This is a genomic window from Enterobacter cloacae complex sp. IR5459 (assembly GCF_049238005.1).
Taxonomy (GTDB): domain Bacteria; phylum Pseudomonadota; class Gammaproteobacteria; order Enterobacterales; family Enterobacteriaceae; genus Enterobacter; species Enterobacter hormaechei_C.
Genome location: NZ_JBMKIG010000013.1, coordinates 19817 through 44483, shown reverse-complemented (window position 1 = coordinate 44483; position 24667 = coordinate 19817). Strand labels below are relative to the sequence as shown.

The following is a 24667-nucleotide window of genomic DNA, read 5'->3' as shown; positions in this document are numbered from 1 at the left end:
GTCACCCTTACACGCGTTCCACACCAATCAGAATGGTGGTTTCCGGATCCAGAATCGGCAGCGCAATACCCGCCTGCATCAGCCATTCACCGCTTACCGTTTGCGGCGCGTCCATCCACGCCGGCAGCTTGCGCATGGTGTGCCCGCCCTCGCCCGTAATCTGAATGTTCGGGTGATCGAGCAGCGTGATGCGGTACTGCGCGCTGGCGTCTAACCCCGGCATGCGCAGCGGCATCATCAGGGTGTAATCCGGCATCGCGAGCTGGCTGACCAAAAACAGCCCCTGCGTCTTGTCTTCGCTCACTATACCCTGCGCCAGGGTGGTGGCGTCCGGCATATCCACGCGCCACTGGGTGCCGTGATGAATGACCCCGCGCCACCGCTTATACAGCGCGGCGTAATGTCGATAGCCTTCACGCTCCTGCGCGTCGACGGTGAGCGGATCCAGCTCCAGCCCCATGTGACCAAACAGCGCCGTCAGCCCGCGGAACTGAATGCTGTGCTGGCGGAAGGTAGCGTGACATTTATGATGACCGATATGCGCCCCCATCACCTCCGGCGGGAAGAAGTAGCTCATGCCGCGCTGGATAGTGTTGCGCTCCAGCGCGTCGTTATTGTCGGACGCCCAGAAGCGGTGGCAGCGGGTCAGCACTTCATAATCGATTCGCCCGCCGCCGGAGGAGCAGGATTCAAACTCAATGTGCGGGAAACGCTCGCCCAGCACGTCCAGCAGGCGATAAAACTGGCGCGTCTGGGCGTCGGCGGCGGCTTTGCCCTTGTGCCCTGGCTGCACCAGCTCGCGGTTCATGTCCCATTTCACGTAGTCGACCGCGTGTTCGCCCAGCAGCCAGCTCATGCGCTCGACCAGATAATCAAAGGCCTGAGGAATATTAAGATTGAGCACCAGCTGATGTCGCCCGGTCGCCTGGGCGTAGCCCGGCAGCGCCAGCACCCAGTCAGGGTGCGCGCGGTACAGATCGGAATCCGAGTTAATCATCTCCGGCTCAACCCAGATACCAAACTCCATGCCGAGCTGTTTAACGTGATCGATCACCGGCTTAAGGCCGTTCGGGTATTTTTTCTCGTCCAGATACCAGTCGCCCAGCGCGGCGTGGTCGTCGTTGCGGCCTTTGAACCAGCCGTCGTCAATGATAAAGCGCTCCACGCCCAGCGCTGCGGCCTCGTCGGCCATGCGCATGATGTAGTCCGGATCGTGGTCGAAGTAGATCCCCTCCCAGGTGTTGAGATGCACCGGGCGCGGTTTATCTTCCGGGAAGCGGATAACGTTATCGCGCAGGTAGCGGTGGAACTGCTGGCTCATGCCGTTCAGCCCGTGCGGGGAGTGGCTGGCATACAGGCGTGGCGTCCAGAGCGTTTCCCCCTCTTCAATCGCCATTTCACCCGGCAGGTAGAGCGCTTCGGCCTGCATATAGCGGCGGCCATCGGTTTTCGCCTCTGCGCGCAGGCGATGGTTGCCGCTCCAGCCCAGATGCACACCCCAGACGTGGCCGTGCATTTCACTGAATGACGGCGTACCTGAAATCAGTGCCGGGAAATGTTCGTGGGAGGTTTTACCCCGGCGGTTTTCAATCACGAAGCTGTCGTGCTCAAGCGTAACGCGGTGCGGCTGAAACTCCCTGATCCAGCGTCCGTGGAAGGCCATCACCTCCTGCGCGCGTTCGGCCACCGGCAGCGTAACGGCAAAGCGATCCACCTGCCACGCCAGCGTTTTCAGGTTGGTTAACCCATGGCGCACCACCAGTACGCCGCTGGCATCCAGCGTTATTTCACTGGTCAGGCGCAAGCCTGCATGCTCGTCTTCAGCAGTGATTGTCAGGGCGTTTAACGCCTGCTGCACCTGCGTGGTTTTAAATACCGGCGATCCGTCCAGCCCCTGGCGATGCCCCTCGATGCCCGGCGAGCCAAACAGCCCATGCCCCAGCTCTGCCATCAGCGTGACGGGGGAGTCGACGTCCAGCCTGCCGTTAGCAACCGGGCGCGCAATACTCAGGACATCCTGCGGCGAGAAGTGCTGAAGGTGCGGCCCCCAGTAGAGAATTTCGGCGAACGGGTGAGTTTTTAGCACCACGTCAACCGTATTGCTTTCAAGTCGAAAAATGGCATCTTGCATCGGACATCTCCTGTCATCGGGATGTCCTGAGTTTTGATCCGAAACGTTTCGGATACAAACCAAAACGTTTCGGATCTGTGATCGGGTTTGGAATTTTTCGTGTGATTAGGCCGTCTGGCCTGGGGAGAATTCTGGCTGCCAGAGCACCTGAAGGGTGTCAATGTCGTCGCCGTTAATCAACTGGCGCACCATATCGGCAATCTGTTTCCCGACGCCCTGACGGGTAGACTGGATCACCGCCGCGACGTCGATATCGACAATGCTGTCCTGCGGTAAGCCGTCATAGACCACCAGCGAGACGGCATTTTCACCGGTTAAGCGTCCCATCTGCGCCAGGGCCATCGCTGCGCCGTCGCCGTGGGTGTTGCAGTCGGTAATGATGGCCGTGGGCGGCTGCGGCAGGGAGAGAAGTTCTTGCGTGGTGGCATAACCCACGCGGCGCGAAGGAGGCATGGCGCGCAGCCATTCGCTGGAAAGTCCGGCTTCCCGCAGCGCGTCCAGGTAGCCCTGGCGGCGCTGGGTGATGAATGCCTGGTTGTTGCTTTCGCCCAGCAGCGCAATGCGCTGATGGCCTTTCTCGATCAGCCAGCGGGTGGCCTGATACGTACCGGCATAGTTGTCGAAATCGAACCACGCGTACGGCTGCGGGAGCTGGCTGCGGCCGAGCGCCAGGAACGGAAACCCGGCGGCCTGAAGCTGCTCAAGACGCGGATCGTGATCCAGCGTATGCGCCACTATCAGCGCATCCACGCGTCGGCTCTGCACCATGCGCATATAGCTGTGTTTGTCCGCCAGATCGTCGTCAGCGATGAGCAGCAGGTCAATCTCATGTCGCGCCAGTTCGTGGCTAATTTCGCCGACCATGTCCATAAAAACGCTGTTATTGAGCGGAACAGGATGCACCGGAAATACCAGCCCGACGGCGTCGATTTTGCCCATCTTCAGGCGACGGGCAAAGGTATTTGGTCGGTAGCCACGGCGCTGGGCCTCCGCTTCCACGCGGGCGCGCGTCTCAGCAGAAACGTCGTCATATCCGTTGAGGGCGCGGCTGACGGTGGTAACAGACAGCCCCAGTTCTTTGGCAATGGCTTTAAGCGACATGATTTTCCGTATCTTCTTTAGTTTTGTTCCGCCACCAGCAGCGCGTGCGTATCGGGCTCCAGCGCCTTAAAGATATGCGGCTGGTCAGCAGGGTAGCAAATGTAATCTCCCGGGCCGAGTTCTTCCGCCGCGTCGATCAGACCGACCATCGCCCGCCCCTGGGTCACGATAATATGCTCAACCGAACCAGGCGGATGGGGCTGGGAAATACGGTCTGCCCCCGGCTGAGTCAGCAGCAGATAGATATCACGACGCGCGCCCGGCGGACACGCCGCGAGCAAAATCGCCTCGTAGTTCGCCTGCCCGGCGACGACTTTTGTGCCCTCGCCGCGGCGGATCACCTGCGTGACGGGTTGCTGCGGCTCCAGTAACCGGGCAAACGGAATATCCAGCGCCACGCAAAGCGACCACAGCGTTTCCAGGCTAGGATTGCCGTTGCCAGACTCCAGTTGTGAAAGCGTGGATTTGGCGATCCCGGCACGGCGGGCAATTTCCGCCAGTGAGAGCCCGGTTCGCAGGCGTTCTCGTACCAGGCTTTTGGCGATCACGCTGATTGGCTGCGTCATAAAACGGCCTCTTTCTCTCTATAACGAACGAATCGTTCGCCTTGTAAAACGATTTTGATGCGTTCATTATAATGGAAATACGTTCGATATGGCTAAAATGGTATGAAGAAACACCTCTCCTGTCTGAAAGGCGACACGATAAAAGCGATCGTCCTGGTCTGCCTCGCGGTGGGCGTAGTCGGCATGTCTTATGGCTCACTGGCGATGGCCTACGGTTTCCCGCTGTGGGTGCCGTTTGTCCTCTCCCTCACGGTGCTGGCAGGCGCATCCGAGTTTATGTTTATTGGCATCGTGGCAAGCGGCGGCAATCCGCTGGCAGCGGCCGCGGCCGGTTTACTGGTAAACGCGCGCCATGTGCCGTTCGGCGTAACGGTGCGTGACCTGGTGGGCAAGCGCGGCCTGAGCTTTCTGGGCTGTCATATCATGAACGATGAAAGCGTGGTGTTCGGCCTTTCGCAAAAAACCGCCGAGCAGCGTAAAGCGGCCTACTGGCTGTGCGGCCTGGGCGTGGCAATTATCTGGCCGCTGGGGGCGGTGCTGGGGGCGATGGTCGGCAAGCTGCTGCCAGACCCGGAAACCATCGGGCTGGACGCGGTGTTCCCGGCGATCCTGCTGGCGTTAGTGGTGCCGGCATTTAAAAACCGTACCACGCTGATCCGCGCCTGTAGCGGCGCAGTGTTGTCGCTGGCCGCCGTACCGTTTGCGCCGGTGGGTCTGCCGGTGCTGCTCTCTTTGCTCGGCCTTGCCGCGAGGAAAAAATAATGGAAAACATGACGGTCTTTATTCTCGGCATCGCCATTCTTTCTGCCGGAACCTATCTGATGCGTCTTGGCGGAGCGAAGCTTGGCAACCGGCTGGCGCTTTCAGAACGGTCGCAGGCGCTGCTTTCAGACGCGGCTACCGTTTTGCTGTTCTCCGTCGCGTTGGCGACAACGTTTTATGAAGGGGACCATTTTGCCGGGATGGCACGTGTGCTGGGCGTGGGGTTCGCGGTGTTTCTGGCCTGGCGCAAAATGCCGTTAATTGTGGTGATCGTCGCGGCGGCGGTGGTGACCGCACTGCTGCGTCTGGCAGGCATAAACTAAAAAGCGCCCCAGGGGCGCTCTTTCGACGGTATAGCGGAATTATTTGTTCAGTTCAGCGGTCATGTGTACGCGGTTACCGGTGAATGCCTGGGTAATTTTGTAGGATGACGCGCCCGCTTCCTGAGCCTGTGCAGCGATTTTAGCTTCTGCACCATCCAGGGTAGAGGCGGATGCGGTCACTGTCTGCGCAGCGAAAGAACCAAAAGAGGTAGCCAGAGCGATTACTGCGACAAAAGTTTTGATGCTTTTCATGAGATAAACCCTTTCGTTAAGTTGTTTAGATAAGGCGCCGTGCCTTGATGAGATAAATATTAGACCTCATCATGAACAACTAAAAGCGGAAGGATTTGCTATACTCATTCAAAATTACTGATCAACTATCAATCGCTGCGGATGGGTGTAAATAGTTGCTCTACCCGGCTTGCAGAACCCCACCAGCGTCAGGTTGCAGCGCTCCGCCACTTCCACCGCCAGCGTGGTTGCCGCTGACACCGCAAACAGAATTTCCACGCCGCACATGGCGGACTTTTGCACCATCTCATAGCTGGCGCGGCTGGAGACTAACGCCGCGCCCTGCTGCCAGACGTTGCTTTCCCGAGCGCGGCGACCTAACAGCTTATCCAGCGCGACGTGGCGGCCCACATCTTCATGACCGCCGGCAATGTTGCCTGACGGCAATATCCATGCCGCCGCGTGGGTACAGCCGCTGAGCTGACCGATGGGTTGCACGTCGTTCAGGTGCTCAAGCGCCCGATCAAGGTGCGCCAGATTGAACGTCTGGGTGAACGGCAGCGGGATAATGGGTTTGCCGATATCGTTAAGCTGTTCAACGCCGCACACGCCGCAGCCGGTACGTCCGGCCAGCGCCCGGCGGCGCTCTTTCAGCCCCATAAAGCGGCGGCTGGAGAGTTCGATTTTCACTTCAAGACCATTACAGGCATGAACCACATCCATGCCGTAGATCTCCTGCGGATGCGCAATGATGCCTTCCGAGAGGGAAAAACCTATGGCGAACAGCTCCAGATCTTTCGGCGAGGCCATCATCACCACATGCGAAATACCGTTGTAAACCAGGGCAACGGGGACCTCTTCCGCCAGAAAATCCGGCGTGGCATGTGAAATGTGAGGCGGTCTGTGTACCGACAGTTCCACAATACCCGCAGGCAGTGGCGACGCGTGGGCAACACGGTTTTGTTTAGACACAACGGTATTCCTGAACAACCACGGAAGTGAGCCTGCTATTGCAACACAAACGGCAGGCCTTACGCATAGTATGGATCAACTTTTCAGCAACCATTCTCCTACTCAATACGGAGGGGTGCAACCGATCACCTGCTACACCTCTTTAACATGCACAGGTTAAAATGTGATTGATATCACATTTTATAATCAATGCCGTGATAATACGTTCACTTTGTTTTAACCCCGTTGGAACAGGCGTACCGACATTGTGGTATTCTGGGCTTATCCCTCGGAGAAATGAGGGATTAACGCAAATTTTTCTCCTTTGCGGTTAATTCTCAACCGCAAAGTAAAACTACATAGCAATGTCGTAATGAACCAAGGAGTGACCCATGCAGGTCAGCAGAAGGCAGTTCTTTAAGATCTGCGCTGGCGGTATGGCAGGCACCACGGCGGCGGCACTGGGCTTTGCGCCCGGTGTAGCGCTGGCGGAAACACGGCAGTATAAACTGCTGCGCACCCGCGAAACCCGTAACACCTGTACGTACTGCTCCGTCGGCTGTGGGCTGTTAATGTATAGCCTCGGCGACGGTGCGAAAAACGCCAAAGCATCTATTTTCCACATCGAAGGCGATCCGGATCACCCGGTAAACCGTGGTGCACTCTGTCCGAAAGGGGCCGGTCTGGTAGATTTTATCCACTCCGAAAGCCGCCTGAAGTTTCCTGAGTATCGCGCTCCCGGCTCTGACAAATGGCAGCAAATCAGCTGGGAAGAAGCGTTCGATCGCATCGCTAAGCTGATGAAAGAAGACCGCGATGCCAACTTTATCGCGAAGAATGCCGAAGGCACCACCGTTAACCGTTGGCTCTCCACCGGCATGCTGTGTGCTTCAGCGTCCAGTAACGAAACCGGCTATTTAACCCAGAAATTTACGCGCGCACTCGGTATGCTCGCGGTCGACAACCAGGCGCGTGTCTGACACGGACCAACGGTAGCAAGTCTTGCTCCAACATTTGGTCGCGGTGCGATGACCAACCACTGGGTCGACATCAAGAACGCCAACCTTATTGTGGTGATGGGCGGTAACGCCGCTGAAGCGCACCCTGTCGGGTTCCGCTGGGCGATGGAAGCCAAAATCCACAACGGCGCGAAGCTGATTGTGATCGATCCCCGCTTTACGCGTACAGCGTCAGTGGCGGATTTCTACACCCCTATTCGTTCAGGTACTGACATCACTTTCCTGTCAGGCGTATTGCTGTACCTGATGACCAACGAAAAATATAACCGCGAGTACACCGAAGCCTATACCAACGCCAGCCTGATCGTGCGTGAGGATTACCACTTCGAAGATGGCCTGTTCAGCGGTTACGACGCCGAAAAACGCAAGTACGACAAAACCAGCTGGAACTACGAGCTGGACGAAAACGGCTTTGCGAAGCGCGACACCACCCTGCAACACCCCCGCTGCGTGTGGAACCTGCTGAAAGAGCACGTTTCCCGCTACACGCCGGAGGTTGTCGAAAACATCTGTGGGACGCCGAAAGCGGATTTCCTGAAGGTGTGCGAGTTGATTGCGGAAACCAGCGCGAAAGATAAAACCGCGTCGTTCCTGTATGCGCTCGGCTGGACGCAGCACTCCATCGGCGCGCAGAACATCCGCACCATGGCGATGGTTCAGCTGCTCCTCGGCAACATGGGGATGGCAGGCGGCGGCGTGAACGCCCTGCGCGGTCACTCCAACATACAGGGTCTGACCGACCTCGGCCTGCTGTCTCAGAGCCTGACGGGTTACATGAACCTGCCGAGCGAGAAACAGACTGACCTGCAAACCTACCTGACGGCCAGCACGCCAAAACCGCTGCTCGAAGGCCAGGTGAACTACTGGGGCAACTATCCGAAGTTCTTCGTCTCGCTGATGAAAGCCTTCTACGGCGACAAGGCGACGGCGGAAAACAGCTGGGGCTTTGACTGGCTGCCGAAGTGGGACAAAGGTTACGACGTACTTCAGTACTTCGAAATGATGCACCAGGGCCAGGTCAACGGCTATATCTGCCAGGGCTTTAACCCGGTGGCGTCGTTCCCGAACAAGAACAAGGTTGTCGAGTCTCTGTCGAAGCTGAAGTTCCTGGTGACGATTGACCCGCTCAATACCGAAACGTCGACGTTCTGGCAGAACCACGGTGAGTCGAACGACGTCGATCCGTCGAAGATTCAGACCGAAGTGTTCCGTCTGCCGTCCACCTGCTTCGCGGAAGAGAACGGGTCTATCGTCAACTCCGGCCGCTGGTTGCAGTGGCACTGGAAAGGCGCAGACGCCCCGGGCATCGCCCTGAATGACGGCGAGATCCTGGCCGGCATCTTCTTACGCCTGCGTAAGATGTACGCCTCTGAGGGCGGCGCAACGCCTGAGCCGGTACTGAACATGACCTGGAACTACTCGACGCCGGAAAACCCAGCGCCGGAAGAAGTGGCCATGGAGAGCAACGGTAAAGCGCTGGCGGACGTTATCGACCCGGCGACCGGTGCGGTGCTGGCGAAGAAAGGCGATCAGCTCAGCACCTTCGCGCACCTGCGCGATGACGGTACGACGTCAAGCGGCTGCTGGATCTTTGCCGGGAGCTGGACGCCGAAAGGCAACCAGATGGCCAACCGCGATAACGCCGACCCGTCGGGCCTCGGTAATACGCTGGGCTGGGCATGGGCGTGGCCGCTTAACCGCCGCATCCTCTATAACCGTGCCTCCGCTGATCCGCAGGGCAACCCGTGGGATCCGAAGCGTCAGCTTCTGAAGTGGGACGGCGCGAAATGGGGCGGCGTGGATATTCCGGACTACAGCACTGCCGCACCAGGCAGCGATGTCGGGCCGTTTATCATGCAGCCTGAAGGGATGGGCCGTCTGTTTGCTATCGATAAGATGGCGGAAGGGCCATTCCCGGAACACTACGAGCCGTTTGAGACGCCGCTGGGTACTAACCCGCTGCACCCGAACGTGGTCTCTAACCCGGCAGCCCGTATCTTCAAGAGCGATTTTGAAGCGCTGGGTAAAAAGGACAAGTTCCCGTATGTCGGCACCACTTACCGTCTGACCGAGCACTTCCACTACTGGACCAAGCACGCGCTGCTGAATGCCATCGCGCAGCCGGAACAGTTTGTGGAGATCGGCGAGAAGCTGGCGAACAAACTCGGCATTGCCCATGGCGATACCGTGAAGGTCTCCTCTAACCGCGGCTACATCAAAGCCAAGGCGGTGGTGACCAAGCGTATTCGCACGCTGAACGTTCACGGTCAGCAGGTGGATACCATCGGCATCCCGATTCACTGGGGTTATGAGGGCGTGGCGAAGAAAGGGTTCATTGCGAACACCCTGACGCCGTTCGTCGGTGATGCGAACACGCAGACGCCGGAGTTTAAGGCCTTCCTCGTGAACGTGGAAAAGGTGTAACGGAGACGACTTATGGCTTATCAATCTCAAGACATTATCCGTCGTTCCGCGACTAACGGTTTCACGCCCGCGCCTCAGGCGCGGGACCACCAGCAGGAAGTGGCGAAGCTTATCGACGTGACCACCTGTATCGGCTGTAAAGCCTGTCAGGTGGCCTGCTCTGAGTGGAACGACATCCGTGACGAAGTGGGTCACAACGTCGGGGTGTACGACAACCCGGCGGACCTGACCGCCAAGTCCTGGACGGTAATGCGTTTCTCGGAAGTGGAGCAGAACGACAAGCTGGAATGGCTTATTCGCAAAGACGGCTGTATGCACTGTGCGGATCCGGGCTGCCTGAAGGCGTGTCCGTCAGAAGGGGCTATCATTCAGTATGCCAACGGCATCGTCGACTTCCAGTCCGAGCAGTGCATTGGCTGCGGCTACTGCATTGCGGGCTGTCCGTTCGACGTGCCGCGCATGAACCCGGAAGACAACCGCGTCTACAAATGTACGCTGTGCGTTGACCGCGTAAATGTCGGCCAGGAGCCAGCGTGCGTGAAGACCTGCCCAACCGGCGCTATCCACTTTGGCTCCAAAGAGGATATGAAAACGCTGGCGGCAGAGCGCGTGGGCGAGCTGAAAACCCGTGGTTACGATAACGCGGGCCTGTACGATCCGGCCGGGGTTGGCGGTACGCACGTCATGTACGTGCTGCACCACGCCGACAAGCCGAACCTGTATCACGGCCTGCCGGAGAACCCGGAAATCAGCGCCACCGTGAAGTTCTGGAAAGGTATCTGGAAACCGCTGGCCGCGGTCGGTTTTGCTGCCACCTTCGCAGCGAGCATCTTCCACTACGTCGGCGTTGGTCCGAACCGCGCGGAAGAGGAAGACGACAACCTGCATGAAGAGAAAGACGAGGTGCGCAAATGAGAAAACGTGACACCATCGTGCGCTACACCGCGCCGGAACGTATCAACCACTGGGTCACCGCCTTCTGCTTCATGCTGGCGGCGATAAGCGGGCTGGGGTTCTTCTTCCCGTCCTTCAACTGGCTGATGCAGATCATGGGGACACCACAGCTGGCGCGTATACTGCACCCGTTTGTGGGCGTCATCATGTTCGCGTCGTTCATCATCATGTTTTTCCGTTACTGGCACCATAACCTAATCAATCGGGATGATATCTTTTGGGCGAAGAATATTCGTAAGATCGTCGTCAACGAGGAAGTGGGTGATACCGGGCGTTATAACTTCGGCCAGAAATGCGTATTCTGGGCGGCGATTATCTTCCTGGTCCTGTTGCTGGTGAGCGGCGTGATCATCTGGCGTCCGTACTTTGCGCCTGCTTTCTCAATCCCGGTGATCCGATTTGCGCTAATGCTGCATTCATTTGCCGCAGTGGCGTTAATTGTGGTTATCATGGTGCATATTTACGCCGCCCTCTGGGTGAAAGGCACCATTACCGCGATGGTGGAAGGCTGGGTCACCAAAACGTGGGCGAAGAAACATCACCCGCGCTGGTACCGTGAAGTCCGCCAGAAACAGGAAAAGTCATCTGAATGAGTATTCGCATAATCCCGCAAGATGAGCTGGGGTCGAGCGAGAAACGTACGGCGGAGTATATTCCGCCGTTGTTATTCCCCAGACTCAAGAACCTCTACAACCGCCGCGCAGAGCGTCTGCGCGAGCTGGCAGAGAACAACCCGCTGGGCGATTTTCTGCGTTTTGCCGCGCTGGTCGCCCATGCGCAGGAAGTGGTGCTGTACGACCATCCGCTGCAAATGGACCTGACCGCACGCATCAAAGAAGCCAACGAGCAGGGCAAACCGCCGCTGGATATTCACGTCCTGCCGCGCGACAAGCACTGGCATAAGCTGCTGCATTCCCTGATCGCCGAGCTGAAGCCGGAGATGAGCGGTACGGCGCTGGCGGTCATTGAGAACCTGGAAAAAGCCTCAGAGCAAGAGCTGGAAGAGATGGCGAGCGCGCTGTTTGCCTCCGACTTCTCGCTGGTGAGCAGCGATAAAGCGCCGTTCATCTGGGCTGCGCTGTCGCTCTACTGGGCGCAAATGGCGAGCCTGATCCCAGGCAAAGCCCGCGCCGAATACGGCGAAGCGCGCCAGTTCTGTCCGGTGTGTGGTTCAATGCCAGTCTCCAGCATGGTACAGATTGGTACGACACAGGGGCTGCGCTACCTGCACTGCAACCTGTGTGAAACCGAATGGCACGTGGTGCGCGTGAAGTGCAGCAACTGCGAGCAGACCCGCGATCTGAACTACTGGTCGCTGGAAAACGAAGACGCGGCGGTGAAAGCCGAAAGCTGCGGCGACTGCGGGACTTACCTGAAGATTCTGTATCAGGAAAAAGACCCGAAAGTCGAAGCGGTGGCCGACGATCTCGCCTCGCTGATTCTGGACGCCAAAATGGAGCAGGAGGGCTTTGCCCGCAGCTCGATCAACCCGTTCCTGTTCCCGGGTGAAGGGGAGTAATCTCCTGTGACAGTGCCGGGCGGCGCGAGCTTGCCCGGCCTACACCTCGACAGCAATACCTGCCGTCTTATATGCCAGATGCTCTTCAGCCCGTAGTCCAGGATCCGTCTAAAGACGCGTTATCGCTTTAGCATCGCTTCCACGGCAAATCTCAGGCAACATCCGCACTTTATGTCTGTGACGAAAGCAGATAATAAAAAAGCTCTCGCCTTTGCGAGCAGCTTTCAAGACTTTTCCCCTCAATAATATTCTTGTTTTCTTTTGAATCAAACCAGGCTATAAAGCTGTACATTCATACAGTTAAAAGGTGTTTTCATGGCACTGGAAAAGGGTATTGAACGGCTGGTTCAAGGATTTATCGCTGCAGGTCGCCCCTCATCGCGTCGCCAGACAATTGAGGTACGACGAGCAGGCTATATTGCCAGCACGGAGCTTGCCGGGAAGACCGAAACGCGCGTTCAGCTGGAGACGCTTGTTCTTGAGGGTCTTACCATTCGGGTATTTTCACCTCTCAATGCGCCTGAAATATTGCCTGCTGCCATCTACTACCACGGCGGATGTTTTATCAGCGGCGGCTTTGATACCCATGACAACCAGCTCCGTCAGTTAGCCTACTACGGCAATTGCCGGGTGATTGCGATTCAGTACAGACTGGCGCCGGAGCATACCTTCCCCGCCGCACATGACGATGCTGAAAGAGGTGCGAATCTGGTCTGGCAGTATGCAGACGAATTAGGCGTGGATAAGAACCGACTCACCCTCTGTGGAGACAGCGCAGGAGGGCATTTGGCGCTGGTAACGGCGCTGCGGCTTAAGGTTAAAGGGCTGTGGCAACCTGCGCAGCTTATTCTTATCTATCCCATGCTCGACGCCACGGCCAGTTTTGAAAGCTATACCCTCAACGGCATGGATTACGTGATTACTCGCGATACCCTTTTGAGCGGCTATGAAATGTATCTGGCTGGAGCCGACCGTCAGCATCCTGAAGTCAGTCCACTGTGGCGCAACGACTTTAGCGGTCTGCCGAAGGTCCATATTGTTACCGCTGAGTATGATCCGTTACGCGACGAAGGCGAGGCGCTTTATCAGCGCCTCACGGCGCAAGGCGTGAAGTGTACCGCTCAACAATGGCGGGGTGTAATTCACGGCTTCTTCCAGTTGGGTGGAATTAGCCAGTCAGCGCGAGACATTATGCGAGATATTGCCTGGCGCATTAACCATGCCGGGCGAGAGTGAGAAGGAGACTACTCCTCCTCGTTCCCACCCTCTTCATACGCGCCATACGGCTTCGCAGGCAGAACGATATAGGTGCCTTCAAACACCGCGCCTGGCGTTTCATCGCCGAACAGCTCAACCTGCATCTGTACGCGTGCTTTACGTCCACGCGCCAGACGGTCGAGATCGCCGCCCAGTGCGCCCAGGTCAGCTACCGCGCTCGGCTTGCCGCTGATCGGCGCGCTGTAGCGGATATGGGCATCGGCCAGAATAATGGTGCCGCCGAGATGACGTTCGCGCAGCATCAGCCAGATCAGTCCCCATCCGGTGAGCGTGGCGAGTGAAAACAGGCTGCCGGCAAACAGGGTATGGTGCGGGTTCTGGTTGCCGGTTTCCGGCATGGTGGTGATAAATTTTTGTCCGGTATACTGCTGAATACGCACGCCCATTTTTTCACTGAGCGGTATGTGCTGATACCACGCCTGCTGGAGCTGCCCGCACCAGTCGGCGCGATGGAGAATATCGTCCAGCGTGGCGATGGGTTTGATCATCAAAAAGTGACGAATCGGCGTAGTTTGCGGGGCGGTGATTTCCCCCTGATTCACGAAACCAAGCTTGGCAAAGAACTCAACGGCATCTTCGCGGGCGCTACAGGTGACGCGCTTGACCCCTTCCTGACGGGCAACGGATTCCAGCGTCATTGCCATCAGCGTTCCAAGGCCTTTGTCCTGCACGGAGGGATGAACGGCCATAAAGCGGATTGAAGCTTCGTTGTCGGCATTGATGTACAGACGTCCCACGGCAACGAGGTTGCCCTCTTCATCAACCACCATCTGGTGGTGCGCCATCGCGTCCCAGGCGTCGCGTTCAGAGCCTTTCGGTTGATGCAGTGGTTTGCGCAGCATTTCCCAGCGGAAATGGTAATAAGCGTCTAATTCTTCTTCCGTTTGCGGTACTCGAAGGTGATACATAGCTGTACTCTCTCTTGTTACCCGCGGCCATACCGCCAGTTGGCTCATACCTGGAGCCAGAATGTGACGGGGCCATCGTTCACCAGCGAAACCTGCATATCCGCAGCGAATCGTCCGGTTTGTGTATTCATGTCCTGTTGGCGACAGCGCTCAACAAAGTACTCGTATAGGGCTTCTGCGCGATCCGGTGCCGCGCCCTTCGAAAAACTCGGCCGCATGCCGCGTTCGGTATCCGCAGCCAACGTGAACTGGGAAACCACCAGCACGCTGCCGCCCGCCTGCTGAACGTTCAGGTTCATCTTGCCTTCCGCATCGCTGAAAATGCGGTAGCCCAGCACGCGCTCACATAAGCGGTTAGCTTTTTGTTCGTCGTCATCTTTTTCGACACCCAGGAGCACCAAAAGTCCTGGGCCAATTTCACCCGTCACCTCATCCGCCACGGTGACGCTGGCACGGGTTACGCGCTGAATCAATGCAATCATGGTTGGTCTGCTTCTTGTTGTTTTTCAGCTTCTGCTGCTTTTTTGAGTTCGCGGTAGACTCCGAGAGTGACAGTTATTTCGGCGCCAAGCAAGACGATACACCACGTCCAGTAGACCCAGACAAATAAAATGGGGATCACCGCCAGCACACCGTAAATCAGCTGATAAGAGGGGAACATGGTGATATAAAGCGCGAATCCTTTCTTGCCCAGCTCAAAGAGCAACGCCGCGACCAGCGCACCCACCACGGCATCCCGGTTGGGTACGCGCGTGGTTGGTACCACGCTGTAGAGCAGCCAGAACGAAAGCCACGATAAAATCAGCGGTAAGATACGCAGCACGTTATCGATCACGCTGTTTAAGTCGGTCGCCCAGCGCAGCGAAAGAAGGTAGGAGCTGATCGCCAGGCTTGCCCCCGCCAGCAATGGGCCAAGGGTTAAAATCATCCAGTAGACGGCAAAGGAGTAAACCTTCGGGCGGACTTTTTTGCTCCGCCAGATGGTGTTGAGCGCACTGTCGATGGAGTACATCAGCAGCAGCGCGGTAACAATAAGCCCACACGCCCCCACCGCCGTCATCTTGCTGGAGTTTGCGACAAACTGCTCAATGTAGTTCTGGATCACATCGCCGGTGGCAGGAATAAAGTTTGCGAAAACAAAATGGCGAAGCTGCATGCTCACATCGGCAAACATTGGAAATGCCGAAAAAAGCGCAAAAATCACCGCCACCAGCGGCACCAGCGAGAGCAACGACACGTAAGCGAGATTGCCCGCCAGCGTGGTCATGTTGTCCTCATCAATGCGATGCCAGAGGAGTTTCAGCCACGCCCTCAGCGGGCGCGTGTGGTGATTGGCTTTTTGATGAACGGTTTTTAGCATAACTGCTTCGCAAAGTAGTTCGGTATCGTCTCTTTTCCGGTCACCAGAATGGAGGTGATACCTAACTGATTAGCCCCTTCTATATTATCGGCGTTGTCGTCAAAAAAGACCGCATCCGCTGCCGTGAATCCTTCTTCCTGCAATACTGCCTGATAGATGCGCGCCTCAGGTTTACGCATCCCCATCTCCTGGGAGAGATACACTTTATCTGCCGCCGCGTGAATTTCCGGGTATTCATCCGGCCAGAAGGTGGTATGCAGGCGGTTAGTATTAGACAGCACGACAACACGATGCCCCTGCTCGCGCAGCTTGTGCATGATGTCGATCACTTCCGGGCGGATCGCGACAAATATGGCCTGCCAGCCGTGGGAAAACTGCTCGTAGCTTAACGAAAGACCCATTTCCTGGCAGAAACGCTCTGCGAACGCTTCGTCGCTGATCTCACCGCGCTCGTGCAGATGGAAAGTCTCACCCATCGCGAAATTCTGCTTTAACGTCGCCAGCGGAACACGGCTAAAATCGCTCCATGCGCCCAACACCCGGTTAAAATCGATATCGACGATTACATTTCCTAAGTCAAAGATATAAAGCATGTTTATCTCCTTTCGCCGTGGAGAAGTAACTGTAGCGGGAAAGAGAAACTTTAGCTATGCGCCAGATTCAGCTTAGAGAAAGGAAAGGCCCGAATCGCAATATCGGGCCATAGGATGATCAGCCAGCCTGCTGCTCTTCTCCGGAATTGACTTCGACAACCTCAACCTTGCTGGATTTGAGGTGATTTTGCAGCGCCGGGCCGGGCAGCTCATCGGTGAACAGCGCCGTCGCCTGCGCCACGTTGCCAATTTCAACCGCCGCGGAGGCGTGGTATTTCGTATGATCGGCCGCCAGTAAAATGTGACGGGAGTGAGCGATCATGGTTTTCACCACGCTGGCTTCGTTAACGTCAAATTCCATCATCGCGCCGTCGTGCTCTATCGCCCCGACGCTGGTGACCAGGTAATCTGCGCGAAATCCTGACACGAACGCCGTTGCCGCAGGACCGATAATGCCGCCGTTATGCGGGCGCAGCGTACCGCCGGGCACCATCACCTCAAAGCGCGGATTCTTATAAAGAATGTGCGCCACCCGCAGGCTGTTAGTGATGATGCGCAGATGATTATGGTTAAGCAGCGCCCGGGCAACGTGCTCCACGGTCGTCCCGATGGTGATAAAAATGGTCGAACCGTCGGGAATATAGTCCGCAATCGCTTCGGCAATCGCCCGTTTCTCTTCGGTAAGCGAGACTTCACGCTGTTCGAACGCCGTGTTGACCACGCTGGATGCCCTGCCCGCGCCGCCGTGATGACGGGTGATCAGCCCCTGCTCGCTGAGCTTACGGATATCCCGGCGCACGGTTTGCGTCGACACATCCAGCAGCTGCGCCAGTTCATCAATGTTCATATAGCCGCGATCGGCAATCAGCGTCAGCAGCTGATCGTGACGCGGGTTGCCGGTCAGTTCGGTAAGGCTCATGGGCTGTCCTCTGAAAACCATCACGCCCCGCATTTTATACAAAAAGTGACAAAAAAGAGCGGGTTTGATCACAGTCGGGTATACCCGCGCGCCCGCCGGGCTTTGTGCATTTCAGCGCTGCGACGGCGCTGGCAAAACGCACGGCGTCTGAAGTGGACGATTGTTGCCCCAGACTGACCGCCAGCGCACCGTGGAACACGTCGCCCGCCCCCGTGGTATCCACCACGTTCACCTCAAAGCCGGGCTGATGACACAGTGCGCCGTTTTCCAGCCAGAAGCAGCCGTCTCGCCCCTGCGTAACATACACATGTCCATTTGTGAGCGTTTGTGCTTTCTTCAGCGCGTTTTCGGTTTCATCCCGCTGCGTTAAACGCCGCAATCCCGGCGCGGAGAAGGCCGCGTGGTCGCTTAAGGCAATCAGATCCGCGATGTCCTGCGGGGTGACATCCGCATCAAGCAACGTCGGTACGCCCTGCTGGCGGGCCAGGGTAAATGCCTGTTTTGCCCCGTCATGCCAGCGCACGTCGGCTAAGACAATGTCCCACTGCGAGAAGTCGATTTCATGCAGCCAGTCTGCCGCCGCAGGGAGATCGGGGCTGGGGTAGTTGGCAATCACTCTTTCCCCACCTGCGTCCACCAGCACCGCCGATTGCGACGATCGGGCTCCCTTAACTATGCGCGTATAGCGGGTGTTCACCCCCAGGGATTCCAGCTCCGCAAGCAGTCGTCTGCCGGTATCGTCGTCCCCCACCCGGCCAATAAAATCCACTTCCGCGCCCAGTTTCGCGGCTGCCACTGCCGCCGTTGCCGCCGGGCCACCGCCCACTTCCGTATAGTCTTTTGCGACATATTTCCCACCTTCTTTCGGTAAATCATCGAGATACCAGATGCGATCCAGCACGGTAATGCCGACACAAACGATGCGAGTCATGGTGATTCCTTCTGCGATTTCTGATGCCTTCATTTTAATTTCACCAAATGTTTAAAAAGTGACCCGTGTCAATTTTTTGACTATAAATTACAAATACGATCAAAAACAGACACTACAAACGCGCAAAAATTGACACAATGTGACAGGAGAGAGGCATGTCAGCAATCGCATTTATCGGCTTAGGACAGATGGGCGCGCCCATGGCGAAGAATCTGTTGAAACAGGGCCACCAGCTTAACGTTTTTGATGTGAACCCGCAGGCGGTTCAGGCGCTGGTAGAGAGCGGCGCTCGGGCGGCGGCTACGCCAGCACAGGCCGCAACGGATGCCGAGTTCGTCATCACCATGCTGCCCAACGGCGACCTGGTGCGCAGCGTCCTGTTCGGCGAGCACGGCGTGTGCGAAGGGTTATCCCGCGACGCGCTGGTCATTGATATGTCCACCATTCACCCGCTGCAAACCGACGCGCTGATACGCGACATGGCTGAGCAAGGCTTCAGCCTGATGGACGTGCCCGTCGGACGCACCTCTGACCATGCCATCGCCGGCACGCTGCTCCTGCTGGCAGGCGGCACGGCCCAGCAGGTTGAGCGCGCCACCCCGGTCTTAATGGCGATGGGCAATGAGCTGATTAACGCCGGCGGGCCAGGCATGGGCATCCGCGTGAAGCTTATCAATAACTACATGAGCATTGCCCTGAACGCCCTTTCCGCCGAGGCCGCCGTGCTGTGCGAAGCGCTTGGCCTCTCCTTTGACGTGGCGCTCAAGGTCATGAGCGGTACGCCTGCGGGTAAAGGCCACTTCACGACATCCTGGCCGAACAAGGTGCTGAAAGGGGATCTTTCTCCCGCCTTCATGATCGACCTTGCGCATAAAGACCTGGGGATCGCCCTCGACGTGGCCAACCAGCTCCACGTTCCGATGCCGCTGGGCGCGGCCTCCCGCGAAGTTTACAACCAGGCACGCGCCGCCGGGCGCGGGCGCGAGGACTGGACGGCCATTCTTGAACAGGTTCGCGCATCTGCCGGGCTGAAAAAATCACACTGATACGAAAGGACTGAGGAATGACGATGTACACCCTGAAAGATATCACCCGACCTTCCGGCGGTTTTGCGATGCTGGCCGTGGATCAGCGCGAAGCGATGCGCCTGATGTTTGCGGCGGCAGGCGCGCCGGTACCGGTAACCGACCAGCACCTGACGGATTTTAAAGTCAACGCGGCAAAAATTCTGTCGCCGTACGCCTCTGCGATCCTTGTCGACCAGCAGTTCTGCTATCGCCAGATTGTCGGGCAGCAGGCCGTGGCCAAAAGCTGCGCGATGATTGTGGCCGCCGACGAATTTATCCCGGGGAACGGTATTCCGGTCGACAGCGTGGCGATCGACAAGAACGTCGACGCGCAGGCGGTCAAGCGCGATGGCGGCAAAGCACTGAAGCTGCTGGTGCTGTGGCGCAGCGATGAAGATCCGCAGCAGCGCCTGGAGATGGTGAAAGCGTTCAATACGCTGTGCCACGATAACGGTCTGCTGAGCATTATCGAGCCGGTGGTGCGTCCACCGCGTCGCGGTGCCGCGTTTAACCGCGAACAGGCGATTATCGACGCGGCCAAAGAGCTGGGCGACAGCGGTGCCGACCTCTACAAAGTGGAGATGCCACTGTTTGGCAAGGGCACGCAGCAAGAGCTGCTGGCGGCCTCGCAAAAGCTTAACGAGAACATCGCCATGCCGTGGGTGATCCTCTCGTCCGGCGTTGACGATAAGTTATTCCCGCGCGCGGTGAGCGTGGCGATGCAGGCGGGGGCATCGGGCTTTTTAGCCGGTCGCGCCGTCTGGTCCTCTGTGATTGGCCTGCCGGACACCGAGCTGATGCTGCGTGATATTTCCGTACCAAAACTTCAGCGTCTGGGTGAGATCGTCGACGAAATGATGGCTCGCCGTTAAGAAAGGATCCGAACATGAAATGGTTTAACACCCTGAGCCATAACCGCTGGCTCGAACAAGAGACCGACCGCATTCTCGATTTCGGTAAAAACGCCGCCGTACCGACCGGCTTTGGCTGGCTGGGCAATAACGGGCAGGTGCGTAGCGATATGGGCACACATCTGTGGATCACCGCCCGCATGCTGCATGTGTACGCGGTGGCGGCGAACATGGGGCGCCCCGGCGCGTACGCCCTGGTTGAGCACGGCATTAATGCCCTGAACGGTCCGCTGCGCGACAAGCAGCACGGCGGCTGGTACGCCTGCGTAAACGATGAAGGCGTGATTGATGCGTCCAAGCAGGGCTATCAGCATTTCTTCGTTCTGCTGGGCGCGGCGAGCGCCGTCACCACCGGCCATCCGCAGGCACGCAAGTTGCTGGACGACGCCATCGAGGTGATTGAGCGCTACTTCTGGAGCGAACAGGAGCAGATGTGCCTGGAGTCCTGGGACGAAGCCTTCAGCAAAACGGAAGACTATCGCGGCGGTAACGCCAACATGCACGCCGTGGAAGCTTTCCTCATCGTTTATGACGTGACCCACGACCGCAAATGGCTCGACCGCGCCCTGCGCATCGCCTCGGTGATTATTCACGACGTGGCGCGCAAAGGGGAGTACCGCGTTAACGAGCATTTTGACACCAACTGGAACCCGATCCGCGACTATAACATCGATAACCCCGCCCACCGCTTCCGCGCCTATGGCGGCACGCCTGGGCACTGGATTGAGTGGGGCCGCCTGATGCTGCACCTGCGCGCCGCCCTGGAAGCGCGCTTTGAAACCCCGCCGGAGTGGCTGCTGGAAGATGCGAAAGGACTGTTCCACGCCACCATCCGCGACGCCTGGGCACCCGACGGGGCGGACGGCTTTGTCTACTCCGTGGGCTGGGACGGCAAGCCAATCGTGCGCGAACGCGTGCGCTGGCCAATCGTCGAGGCGATGGGCACGGCCTATGCCCTCTATACCGTGACCGGCGAGGCGCAGTACGAAGCCTGGTATCAGAAATGGTGGGATTACTGCATCAAGTATCTGATGGATTACGAAAACGGATCCTGGTGGCAGGAGCTGGACACCAATAACGAAGTGACCACCAAAGTCTGGGACGGCAAGCAGGATATTTACCATCTGCTGCACTGCCTGGTGATCCCCCGCCTGCCGCTGGCGCCGGGCTTAGCGCCTGCCGTCGCCGCCGGATTACTGGATAGCCAGGCCAAATAATTAAGACGGAGTTTTTATGCGTACCCTACACAATATTGACCTGAAAAATAACGAAAGTGGCTTCACCCTGCGCTGGCAGGACCGTCTGATTTTATCCCACACCGCGGATGCCCCTTGCCTGTGGATTGGCGCAGGTGAGGCGGATATCGAGATGTTTCGCGGCAACTTCAGCATCAAAGACAAGCTCAACGAAAAGATTGCCCTGACGAACGCGACCGTTACGCAGCAAAGCGCGGGCTGGGCAATCCGCTTTACCCGCGGCGATGCGGTAAGCGCCACGCTGCTGGTGGGCGTGGATGCGGAAGGCCGTCTGGAGCTGAAACTGAAAAATGATGCTCCCGGCCATAACCGCATCTGGCTGCGGCTGGCGGCGCAGCCAGAAGATCATATTTACGGCTGCGGCGAGCAGTTCTCGTACTTCGATTTGCGCGGCAAGCCGTTCCCGCTGTGGACCAGCGAGCAGGGCGTGGGCCGCAACAAGCAGACCTATGTCACCTGGCAGGCCGACTGCAAAGAGAACGCAGGCGGTGACTACTACTGGACCTTCTTCCCGCAGCCCACCTTCGTGAGCACCCAGAAGTACTACTGCCACGTGGATAACAGCTGCTACATGAACTTTGACTTCAGCGCCCCTGACTTCCACGAGCTGGCGTTCTGGGAAGATAACGCCACGCTGCGCTTCGAATGTGCGGAAACGTACGTCGATCTGCTGGAAAAACTGACCGGCCTGCTGGGACGCCAGCCGGAGCTGCCGGACTGGGTGTACGACGGCGTGACGCTGGGCATCCAGGGCGGCACCGAGGTGTGCCAGCAGAAGCTCGACACCATGCGTAACGGCGGCGTAAAGGTGAACGGCATCTGGGCGCAGGACTGGTCCGGCATCCGCATGACCTCCTTCGGCAAACGCGTAATGTGGAACTGGAAGTGGAACAGCGCGCTCTATCCGCAGCTTGATGCGCGGATTGCGCAGTGGAAAGAAGAAGGCGTGCAGTTCCTCTCCTATATCAACCCGTACGTCGCCAGCGATAAAGATCTCTGCGAAGAGGCCGCGAAACGCGGCTATCTGACCAAAAACGCCGACGGCAAGGACTACCACGTCGAGTTCGGCGAGTTCTACGCGGGCGTTATCGACCTGACCAACCCGGCAGCCTACGACTGGTACAAAGAGGTCATTAAAAAGAACCTGATCGAACTGGGCTGCGGCGGCTGGATGGCCGATTTCGGGGAGTACCTGCCGACCGATACCTTCCTGCACAACGGCGTGAGCGCGGAGATCATGCATAACGCCTGGCCTGCCCTGTGGGCGAAATGTAACTACGAAGCGCTGGAGGAGACCGGCAAGCTCGGGGAGATCCTGTTCTTCATGCGCGCAGGCTACACCGGTAGCCAGAAGCACTCGGTGATGATGTGGGCGGGGGATCAGAACGTCGACTGGAGCCTGGACGACGGTCTGGCTTCCGTCGTACCGGCGGCGCTGTCGCTGGCGATGACCGGGCACGGCCTGCACCACAGCGACATTGGCGGCTATACGACGCTCTTCGAGATGAAGCGCAGCAAAGAGCTGCTGCTGCGCTGGTGTGATTTCAGCGCCTTTACGCCGATGATGCGTACCCACGAGGGCAACCGCCCTGGCGATAACTGGCAGTTCGACGGCGACGCGGAAACCATCGCCCACTTCGCGCGCATGACCACCGTCTTCACCACCCTGAAGCCGTATATCAAAGCTGCGGTTGCGCAGAACGCGAAAAGCGGCCTGCCGGTGATGCGTCCGCTTTTCCTGCACTACGAGGACGACGCGCGCGCCTACACGCTGAAATACCAGTATCTGTTTGGCCGCGATCTGCTGGTGGCGCCGGTCCATGAAGAGGGACGCCGCGACTGGTCGCTCTATCTGCCGCAGGACACCTGGGTCAATGCGTGGACCGGAGAAACCTGCCAGGGCGGTGACATCACCGTTGATGCCCCGCTCGGCAAACCGCCGGTCTTCTATCGCCAGCAAAGCGAATGGGCTGATCTGTTTAGCACCTTACGTCATATCTGATAAGGCTCGCCCGCGGGAAAACCTGCGGGCAGACGGAGAACAATAATGAGTCAACATACTTCTGATCCGGCAACCCTGCGCCTGCCGTTTAAAGAAAAACTCGCCTACGGGATGGGCGATCTCGGCTCTAACATCCTGCTTGATATCGGCACGCTGTATCTGCTGAAGTTCTACACCGACGTGCTGGGGCTGCCGGGCACCTACGGCGGGATTATCTTCCTGATTGCGAAGTTTTTTACCGCCTTCACCGATATGGGCACCGGGATCATGCTCGATTCCCGGCGCAAGATCGGCCCGAAAGGGAAATTCCGCCCGTTTGTGCTGTATGCAGCCTTCCCGGTAACGTTGCTGGCGATTGCCAACTTCGTCGGCACACCGTTTGAAATCACCGGTAAAACGGTGATGGCGACGGTGCTGTTCATGCTGTACGGCCTGTTCTTCAGCATGATGAATTGCTCCTACGGCGCGATGGTGCCCGCCATTACCAAAAACCCGGACGAGCGTGCTTCGCTGGCCGCCTGGCGCCAGGGCGGCGCCACGCTGGGTCTGCTGCTCTGTACGGTGGGCTTTGTCCCGGTGATGAACCTGATTGAGGGCAACGACCAGCTTGGCTACATCTTTGCCGCCACCCTCTTCTCGCTGTTCGGGCTGTTCTTTATGTGGTGGTGCTATAAGGGCGTAACCGAGCGTTACGTCGAGACGCAGCCTGCTAACCCGGCGCAGAAACCGGGGCTGTTGCAGTCGTTTCGCGCCATCGCCGGGAACCGTCCGCTGTTTATCCTGTGCATCGCTAACCTGTGCACGCTGGGCGCCTTTAACGTTAAGCTCGCCATTCAGGTCTACTACACGCAGTACGTGCTGAACGACCCGATCCTGCTGTCGTATATGGGCTTCTTCAGCATGGGCTGTATTTTTATCGGCGTCTTTATGATGCCCGGCGCGGTGCGGCGCTTCGGCAAGAAAAAGGTCTACATCAGCGGGCTGGTGATTTGGGTGGCGGGCGATCTGCTTAACTACTTCTTCGGCGGCGGCTCGGTGAGCTTTGTGGCGTTCTCCTGCCTGGCGTTCTTCGGCTCCGCGTTTGTGAACAGCCTGAACTGGGCGCTGGTATCCGATACCGTGGAGTACGGCGAGTGGCGCACCGGCGTGCGCTCCGAAGGGACGGTCTACACCGGCTTTACTTTCTTCCGTAAGGTCTCGCAGGCGCTGGCGGGCTTCTTCCCGGGGATCATGCTCACCCAGATCGGCTATGTGCCCAACGTGGTGCAGTCCGCCGGGACGGTTGAAGGGCTGCGGCAGCTGATATTTATCTACCCGAGCCTGCTGGCGGTCATCACCATCGTGGCGATGGGCTGCTTCTACAACCTCAACGAGAAGATGTATGTGCGCATCGTCGAAGAGATCGAACTGCGCAAACGTACGGCATAAATGACGTGATTGAGCGCCCTGCGGGGCGCTTTG

At 57.9% G+C, this 24667-nt stretch carries 23 protein-coding genes; 12 read left to right on the top strand and 11 right to left on the bottom strand.

Translation table 11 applies throughout. From position 1 onward, the window contains the following. Nucleotides 1-7 precede the first annotated feature (7 nt). The 3 genes from ACOTX4_RS21660 to ACOTX4_RS21650 form a co-directional block, all read right to left on the bottom strand. Nucleotides 8-2131 carry an alpha-galactosidase gene (locus ACOTX4_RS21660; RefSeq protein WP_063938201.1) on the bottom strand — a complete coding sequence of 708 codons (2124 nt, stop codon included), beginning with the start codon at nt 2129-2131 and terminating at the stop codon, nt 8-10. 105 nt (nt 2132-2236) lie between these two features. Next, nucleotides 2237-3232 (bottom strand): LacI family DNA-binding transcriptional regulator, encoded by a 996-nt coding sequence (locus ACOTX4_RS21655; RefSeq protein ID WP_003861974.1) that lies wholly within the window; start codon nt 3230-3232, stop codon nt 2237-2239. Nucleotides 3233-3249: 17 nt separating this feature from the next. Next, nucleotides 3250-3798, bottom strand: coding sequence for a helix-turn-helix domain-containing protein (locus ACOTX4_RS21650; RefSeq protein ID WP_003861973.1), 549 nt, complete (start codon nt 3796-3798; stop codon nt 3250-3252). A 102-nt stretch (nt 3799-3900) separates the two neighbouring features. On the opposite strand from ACOTX4_RS21650, the gene ACOTX4_RS21645 reads away from it, so the two are divergent. Together ACOTX4_RS21645 and ACOTX4_RS21640 are read left to right on the top strand one after the other, a co-directional pair. After that, nucleotides 3901-4560, top strand: a complete 660-nt coding sequence (locus ACOTX4_RS21645) for an AzlC family ABC transporter permease (RefSeq protein ID WP_022652076.1) — start codon at nt 3901-3903, stop codon at nt 4558-4560. After that, nucleotides 4560-4883, top strand: a complete 324-nt coding sequence (locus ACOTX4_RS21640) for an AzlD domain-containing protein (RefSeq protein ID WP_003861969.1) — start codon at nt 4560-4562, stop codon at nt 4881-4883. The genes ACOTX4_RS21645 and ACOTX4_RS21640 overlap by 1 nt, the downstream gene beginning before the upstream one ends. A gap of 39 nt (nt 4884-4922) precedes the next feature. On the opposite strand, the gene ACOTX4_RS21635 is transcribed toward ACOTX4_RS21640, so the two are convergent. Together ACOTX4_RS21635 and fdhD are read right to left on the bottom strand one after the other, a co-directional pair. After that, nucleotides 4923-5135: a DUF1471 domain-containing protein gene (locus ACOTX4_RS21635; protein ID WP_003861966.1), complete on the bottom strand. Its 213-nt coding sequence runs from the start codon at nt 5133-5135 to the stop codon at nt 4923-4925. A 114-nt stretch (nt 5136-5249) separates the two neighbouring features. Further along, nucleotides 5250-6086: a formate dehydrogenase accessory sulfurtransferase FdhD gene (gene fdhD / locus ACOTX4_RS21630; RefSeq protein ID WP_032660806.1), complete on the bottom strand. Its 837-nt coding sequence runs from the start codon at nt 6084-6086 to the stop codon at nt 5250-5252. A 371-nt stretch (nt 6087-6457) separates the two neighbouring features. On the opposite strand from fdhD, the gene fdnG reads away from it, so the two are divergent. The 5 genes from fdnG to ACOTX4_RS21605 all read left to right on the top strand — a co-directional run bounded on the left by fdnG (nt 6458) and on the right by ACOTX4_RS21605 (nt 13217). Continuing rightward, on the top strand, nt 6458-9508 hold the full coding sequence (fdnG, locus tag ACOTX4_RS21625) for a formate dehydrogenase-N subunit alpha (protein ID WP_086527948.1): 3051 nt from the start codon (nt 6458-6460) through the stop codon (nt 9506-9508). A gap of 12 nt (nt 9509-9520) precedes the next feature. Further along, nucleotides 9521-10423 carry a formate dehydrogenase subunit beta gene (fdxH, locus tag ACOTX4_RS21620; protein WP_003861960.1) on the top strand — a complete coding sequence of 301 codons (903 nt, stop codon included), beginning with the start codon at nt 9521-9523 and terminating at the stop codon, nt 10421-10423. Next, complete coding sequence (gene fdoI, locus ACOTX4_RS21615) at nt 10420-11055, top strand: formate dehydrogenase cytochrome b556 subunit (protein ID WP_003861958.1); 636 nt, start codon at nt 10420-10422, stop codon at nt 11053-11055. The genes fdxH and fdoI overlap by 4 nt, the downstream gene beginning before the upstream one ends. Further along, nucleotides 11052-11981: a formate dehydrogenase accessory protein FdhE gene (gene fdhE / locus ACOTX4_RS21610; RefSeq protein ID WP_023323896.1), complete on the top strand. Its 930-nt coding sequence runs from the start codon at nt 11052-11054 to the stop codon at nt 11979-11981. Before fdoI ends, fdhE begins: the two co-directional genes overlap by 4 nt. Before the next feature lie 315 nt (nt 11982-12296). After that, complete coding sequence (locus ACOTX4_RS21605; RefSeq protein WP_023323897.1) at nt 12297-13217, top strand: alpha/beta hydrolase; 921 nt, start codon at nt 12297-12299, stop codon at nt 13215-13217. Between the two features lie 8 nt (nt 13218-13225). On the opposite strand, the gene fabY is transcribed toward ACOTX4_RS21605, so the two are convergent. The 6 genes from fabY to ACOTX4_RS21575 form a co-directional block, all read right to left on the bottom strand. After that, nucleotides 13226-14167, bottom strand: coding sequence for a fatty acid biosynthesis protein FabY (gene fabY, locus ACOTX4_RS21600; protein ID WP_015569910.1), 942 nt, complete (start codon nt 14165-14167; stop codon nt 13226-13228). A 44-nt stretch (nt 14168-14211) separates the two neighbouring features. Continuing rightward, complete coding sequence (dtd, locus tag ACOTX4_RS21595; RefSeq protein ID WP_015569909.1) at nt 14212-14649, bottom strand: D-aminoacyl-tRNA deacylase; 438 nt, start codon at nt 14647-14649, stop codon at nt 14212-14214. After that, nucleotides 14646-15527 (bottom strand): virulence factor BrkB family protein, encoded by an 882-nt coding sequence (locus tag ACOTX4_RS21590; protein ID WP_023315055.1) that lies wholly within the window; start codon nt 15525-15527, stop codon nt 14646-14648. The genes dtd and ACOTX4_RS21590 overlap by 4 nt, the downstream gene beginning before the upstream one ends. After that, the gene (gene yihX, locus ACOTX4_RS21585) at nt 15521-16120 is read right to left on the bottom strand and encodes a glucose-1-phosphatase (RefSeq protein WP_003861947.1); all 600 of its coding nucleotides are present in this window, start codon (nt 16118-16120) and stop codon (nt 15521-15523) included. Before yihX ends, ACOTX4_RS21590 begins: the two co-directional genes overlap by 7 nt. A 118-nt stretch (nt 16121-16238) precedes the next feature. Next, nucleotides 16239-17039 carry a DeoR/GlpR family DNA-binding transcription regulator gene (locus ACOTX4_RS21580; protein WP_003861944.1) on the bottom strand — a complete coding sequence of 267 codons (801 nt, stop codon included), beginning with the start codon at nt 17037-17039 and terminating at the stop codon, nt 16239-16241. 34 nt (nt 17040-17073) lie between these two features. Next, nucleotides 17074-17970, bottom strand: a complete 897-nt coding sequence (locus ACOTX4_RS21575) for a sugar kinase (RefSeq protein WP_003861942.1) — start codon at nt 17968-17970, stop codon at nt 17074-17076. Between the two features lie 155 nt (nt 17971-18125). Here ACOTX4_RS21575 and yihU point away from each other — a divergent pair, with 155 nt between their 5' ends. The 5 genes from yihU to ACOTX4_RS21550 are packed head-to-tail and all read left to right on the top strand — an operon-like array spanning nt 18126 to nt 24634. Further along, nucleotides 18126-19016, top strand: a complete 891-nt coding sequence (gene yihU / locus ACOTX4_RS21570; protein WP_023323900.1) for a sulfolactaldehyde 3-reductase — start codon at nt 18126-18128, stop codon at nt 19014-19016. A 17-nt stretch (nt 19017-19033) separates the two neighbouring features. Next, nucleotides 19034-19909: a sulfofructosephosphate aldolase gene (gene yihT, locus ACOTX4_RS21565; protein WP_045331509.1), complete on the top strand. Its 876-nt coding sequence runs from the start codon at nt 19034-19036 to the stop codon at nt 19907-19909. 14 nt (nt 19910-19923) lie between these two features. Beyond that, entirely contained in the window at nt 19924-21165 is a 1242-nt protein-coding gene (gene yihS / locus ACOTX4_RS21560) for a sulfoquinovose isomerase (RefSeq protein WP_003861936.1), read from the top strand. A gap of 16 nt (nt 21166-21181) precedes the next feature. Then, a complete protein-coding gene (locus tag ACOTX4_RS21555) occupies nt 21182-23206 on the top strand; it encodes an alpha-glucosidase (RefSeq protein WP_022652083.1) in 2025 nt (674 codons plus the stop codon). Between the two features lie 45 nt (nt 23207-23251). Next, nucleotides 23252-24634 (top strand): MFS transporter, encoded by a 1383-nt coding sequence (locus ACOTX4_RS21550; RefSeq protein ID WP_022652084.1) that lies wholly within the window; start codon nt 23252-23254, stop codon nt 24632-24634. Nucleotides 24635-24667 lie beyond the last annotated feature (33 nt).

What these genes read in the sequence shown, in the direction of transcription:
- ACOTX4_RS21660 (WP_063938201.1), bottom strand. Translation starts at nt 2,131, where the DNA reads ATGCAAGATGCCATTTTTCGACTTGAAAGCAATACGGTTGACGTGGTG.
- ACOTX4_RS21655 (WP_003861974.1), bottom strand. Translation starts at nt 3,232, where the DNA reads ATGTCGCTTAAAGCCATTGCCAAAGAACTGGGGCTGTCTGTTACCACC.
- ACOTX4_RS21650 (WP_003861973.1), bottom strand. Translation starts at nt 3,798, where the DNA reads ATGACGCAGCCAATCAGCGTGATCGCCAAAAGCCTGGTACGAGAACGC.
- ACOTX4_RS21645 (WP_022652076.1), top strand. Translation starts at nt 3,901, where the DNA reads ATGAAGAAACACCTCTCCTGTCTGAAAGGCGACACGATAAAAGCGATC.
- ACOTX4_RS21640 (WP_003861969.1), top strand. Translation starts at nt 4,560, where the DNA reads ATGGAAAACATGACGGTCTTTATTCTCGGCATCGCCATTCTTTCTGCC.
- ACOTX4_RS21635 (WP_003861966.1), bottom strand. Translation starts at nt 5,135, where the DNA reads ATGAAAAGCATCAAAACTTTTGTCGCAGTAATCGCTCTGGCTACCTCT.
- fdxH (WP_003861960.1), top strand. Translation starts at nt 9,521, where the DNA reads ATGGCTTATCAATCTCAAGACATTATCCGTCGTTCCGCGACTAACGGT.
- fdoI (WP_003861958.1), top strand. Translation starts at nt 10,420, where the DNA reads ATGAGAAAACGTGACACCATCGTGCGCTACACCGCGCCGGAACGTATC.
- fdhE (WP_023323896.1), top strand. Translation starts at nt 11,052, where the DNA reads ATGAGTATTCGCATAATCCCGCAAGATGAGCTGGGGTCGAGCGAGAAA.
- ACOTX4_RS21605 (WP_023323897.1), top strand. Translation starts at nt 12,297, where the DNA reads ATGGCACTGGAAAAGGGTATTGAACGGCTGGTTCAAGGATTTATCGCT.
- fabY (WP_015569910.1), bottom strand. Translation starts at nt 14,167, where the DNA reads ATGTATCACCTTCGAGTACCGCAAACGGAAGAAGAATTAGACGCTTAT.
- dtd (WP_015569909.1), bottom strand. Translation starts at nt 14,649, where the DNA reads ATGATTGCATTGATTCAGCGCGTAACCCGTGCCAGCGTCACCGTGGCG.
- ACOTX4_RS21590 (WP_023315055.1), bottom strand. Translation starts at nt 15,527, where the DNA reads ATGCTAAAAACCGTTCATCAAAAAGCCAATCACCACACGCGCCCGCTG.
- yihX (WP_003861947.1), bottom strand. Translation starts at nt 16,120, where the DNA reads ATGCTTTATATCTTTGACTTAGGAAATGTAATCGTCGATATCGATTTT.
- ACOTX4_RS21580 (WP_003861944.1), bottom strand. Translation starts at nt 17,039, where the DNA reads ATGAGCCTTACCGAACTGACCGGCAACCCGCGTCACGATCAGCTGCTG.
- ACOTX4_RS21575 (WP_003861942.1), bottom strand. Translation starts at nt 17,970, where the DNA reads ATGACTCGCATCGTTTGTGTCGGCATTACCGTGCTGGATCGCATCTGG.
- yihU (WP_023323900.1), top strand. Translation starts at nt 18,126, where the DNA reads ATGTCAGCAATCGCATTTATCGGCTTAGGACAGATGGGCGCGCCCATG.
- yihT (WP_045331509.1), top strand. Translation starts at nt 19,034, where the DNA reads ATGACGATGTACACCCTGAAAGATATCACCCGACCTTCCGGCGGTTTT.
- yihS (WP_003861936.1), top strand. Translation starts at nt 19,924, where the DNA reads ATGAAATGGTTTAACACCCTGAGCCATAACCGCTGGCTCGAACAAGAG.
- ACOTX4_RS21555 (WP_022652083.1), top strand. Translation starts at nt 21,182, where the DNA reads ATGCGTACCCTACACAATATTGACCTGAAAAATAACGAAAGTGGCTTC.
- ACOTX4_RS21550 (WP_022652084.1), top strand. Translation starts at nt 23,252, where the DNA reads ATGAGTCAACATACTTCTGATCCGGCAACCCTGCGCCTGCCGTTTAAA.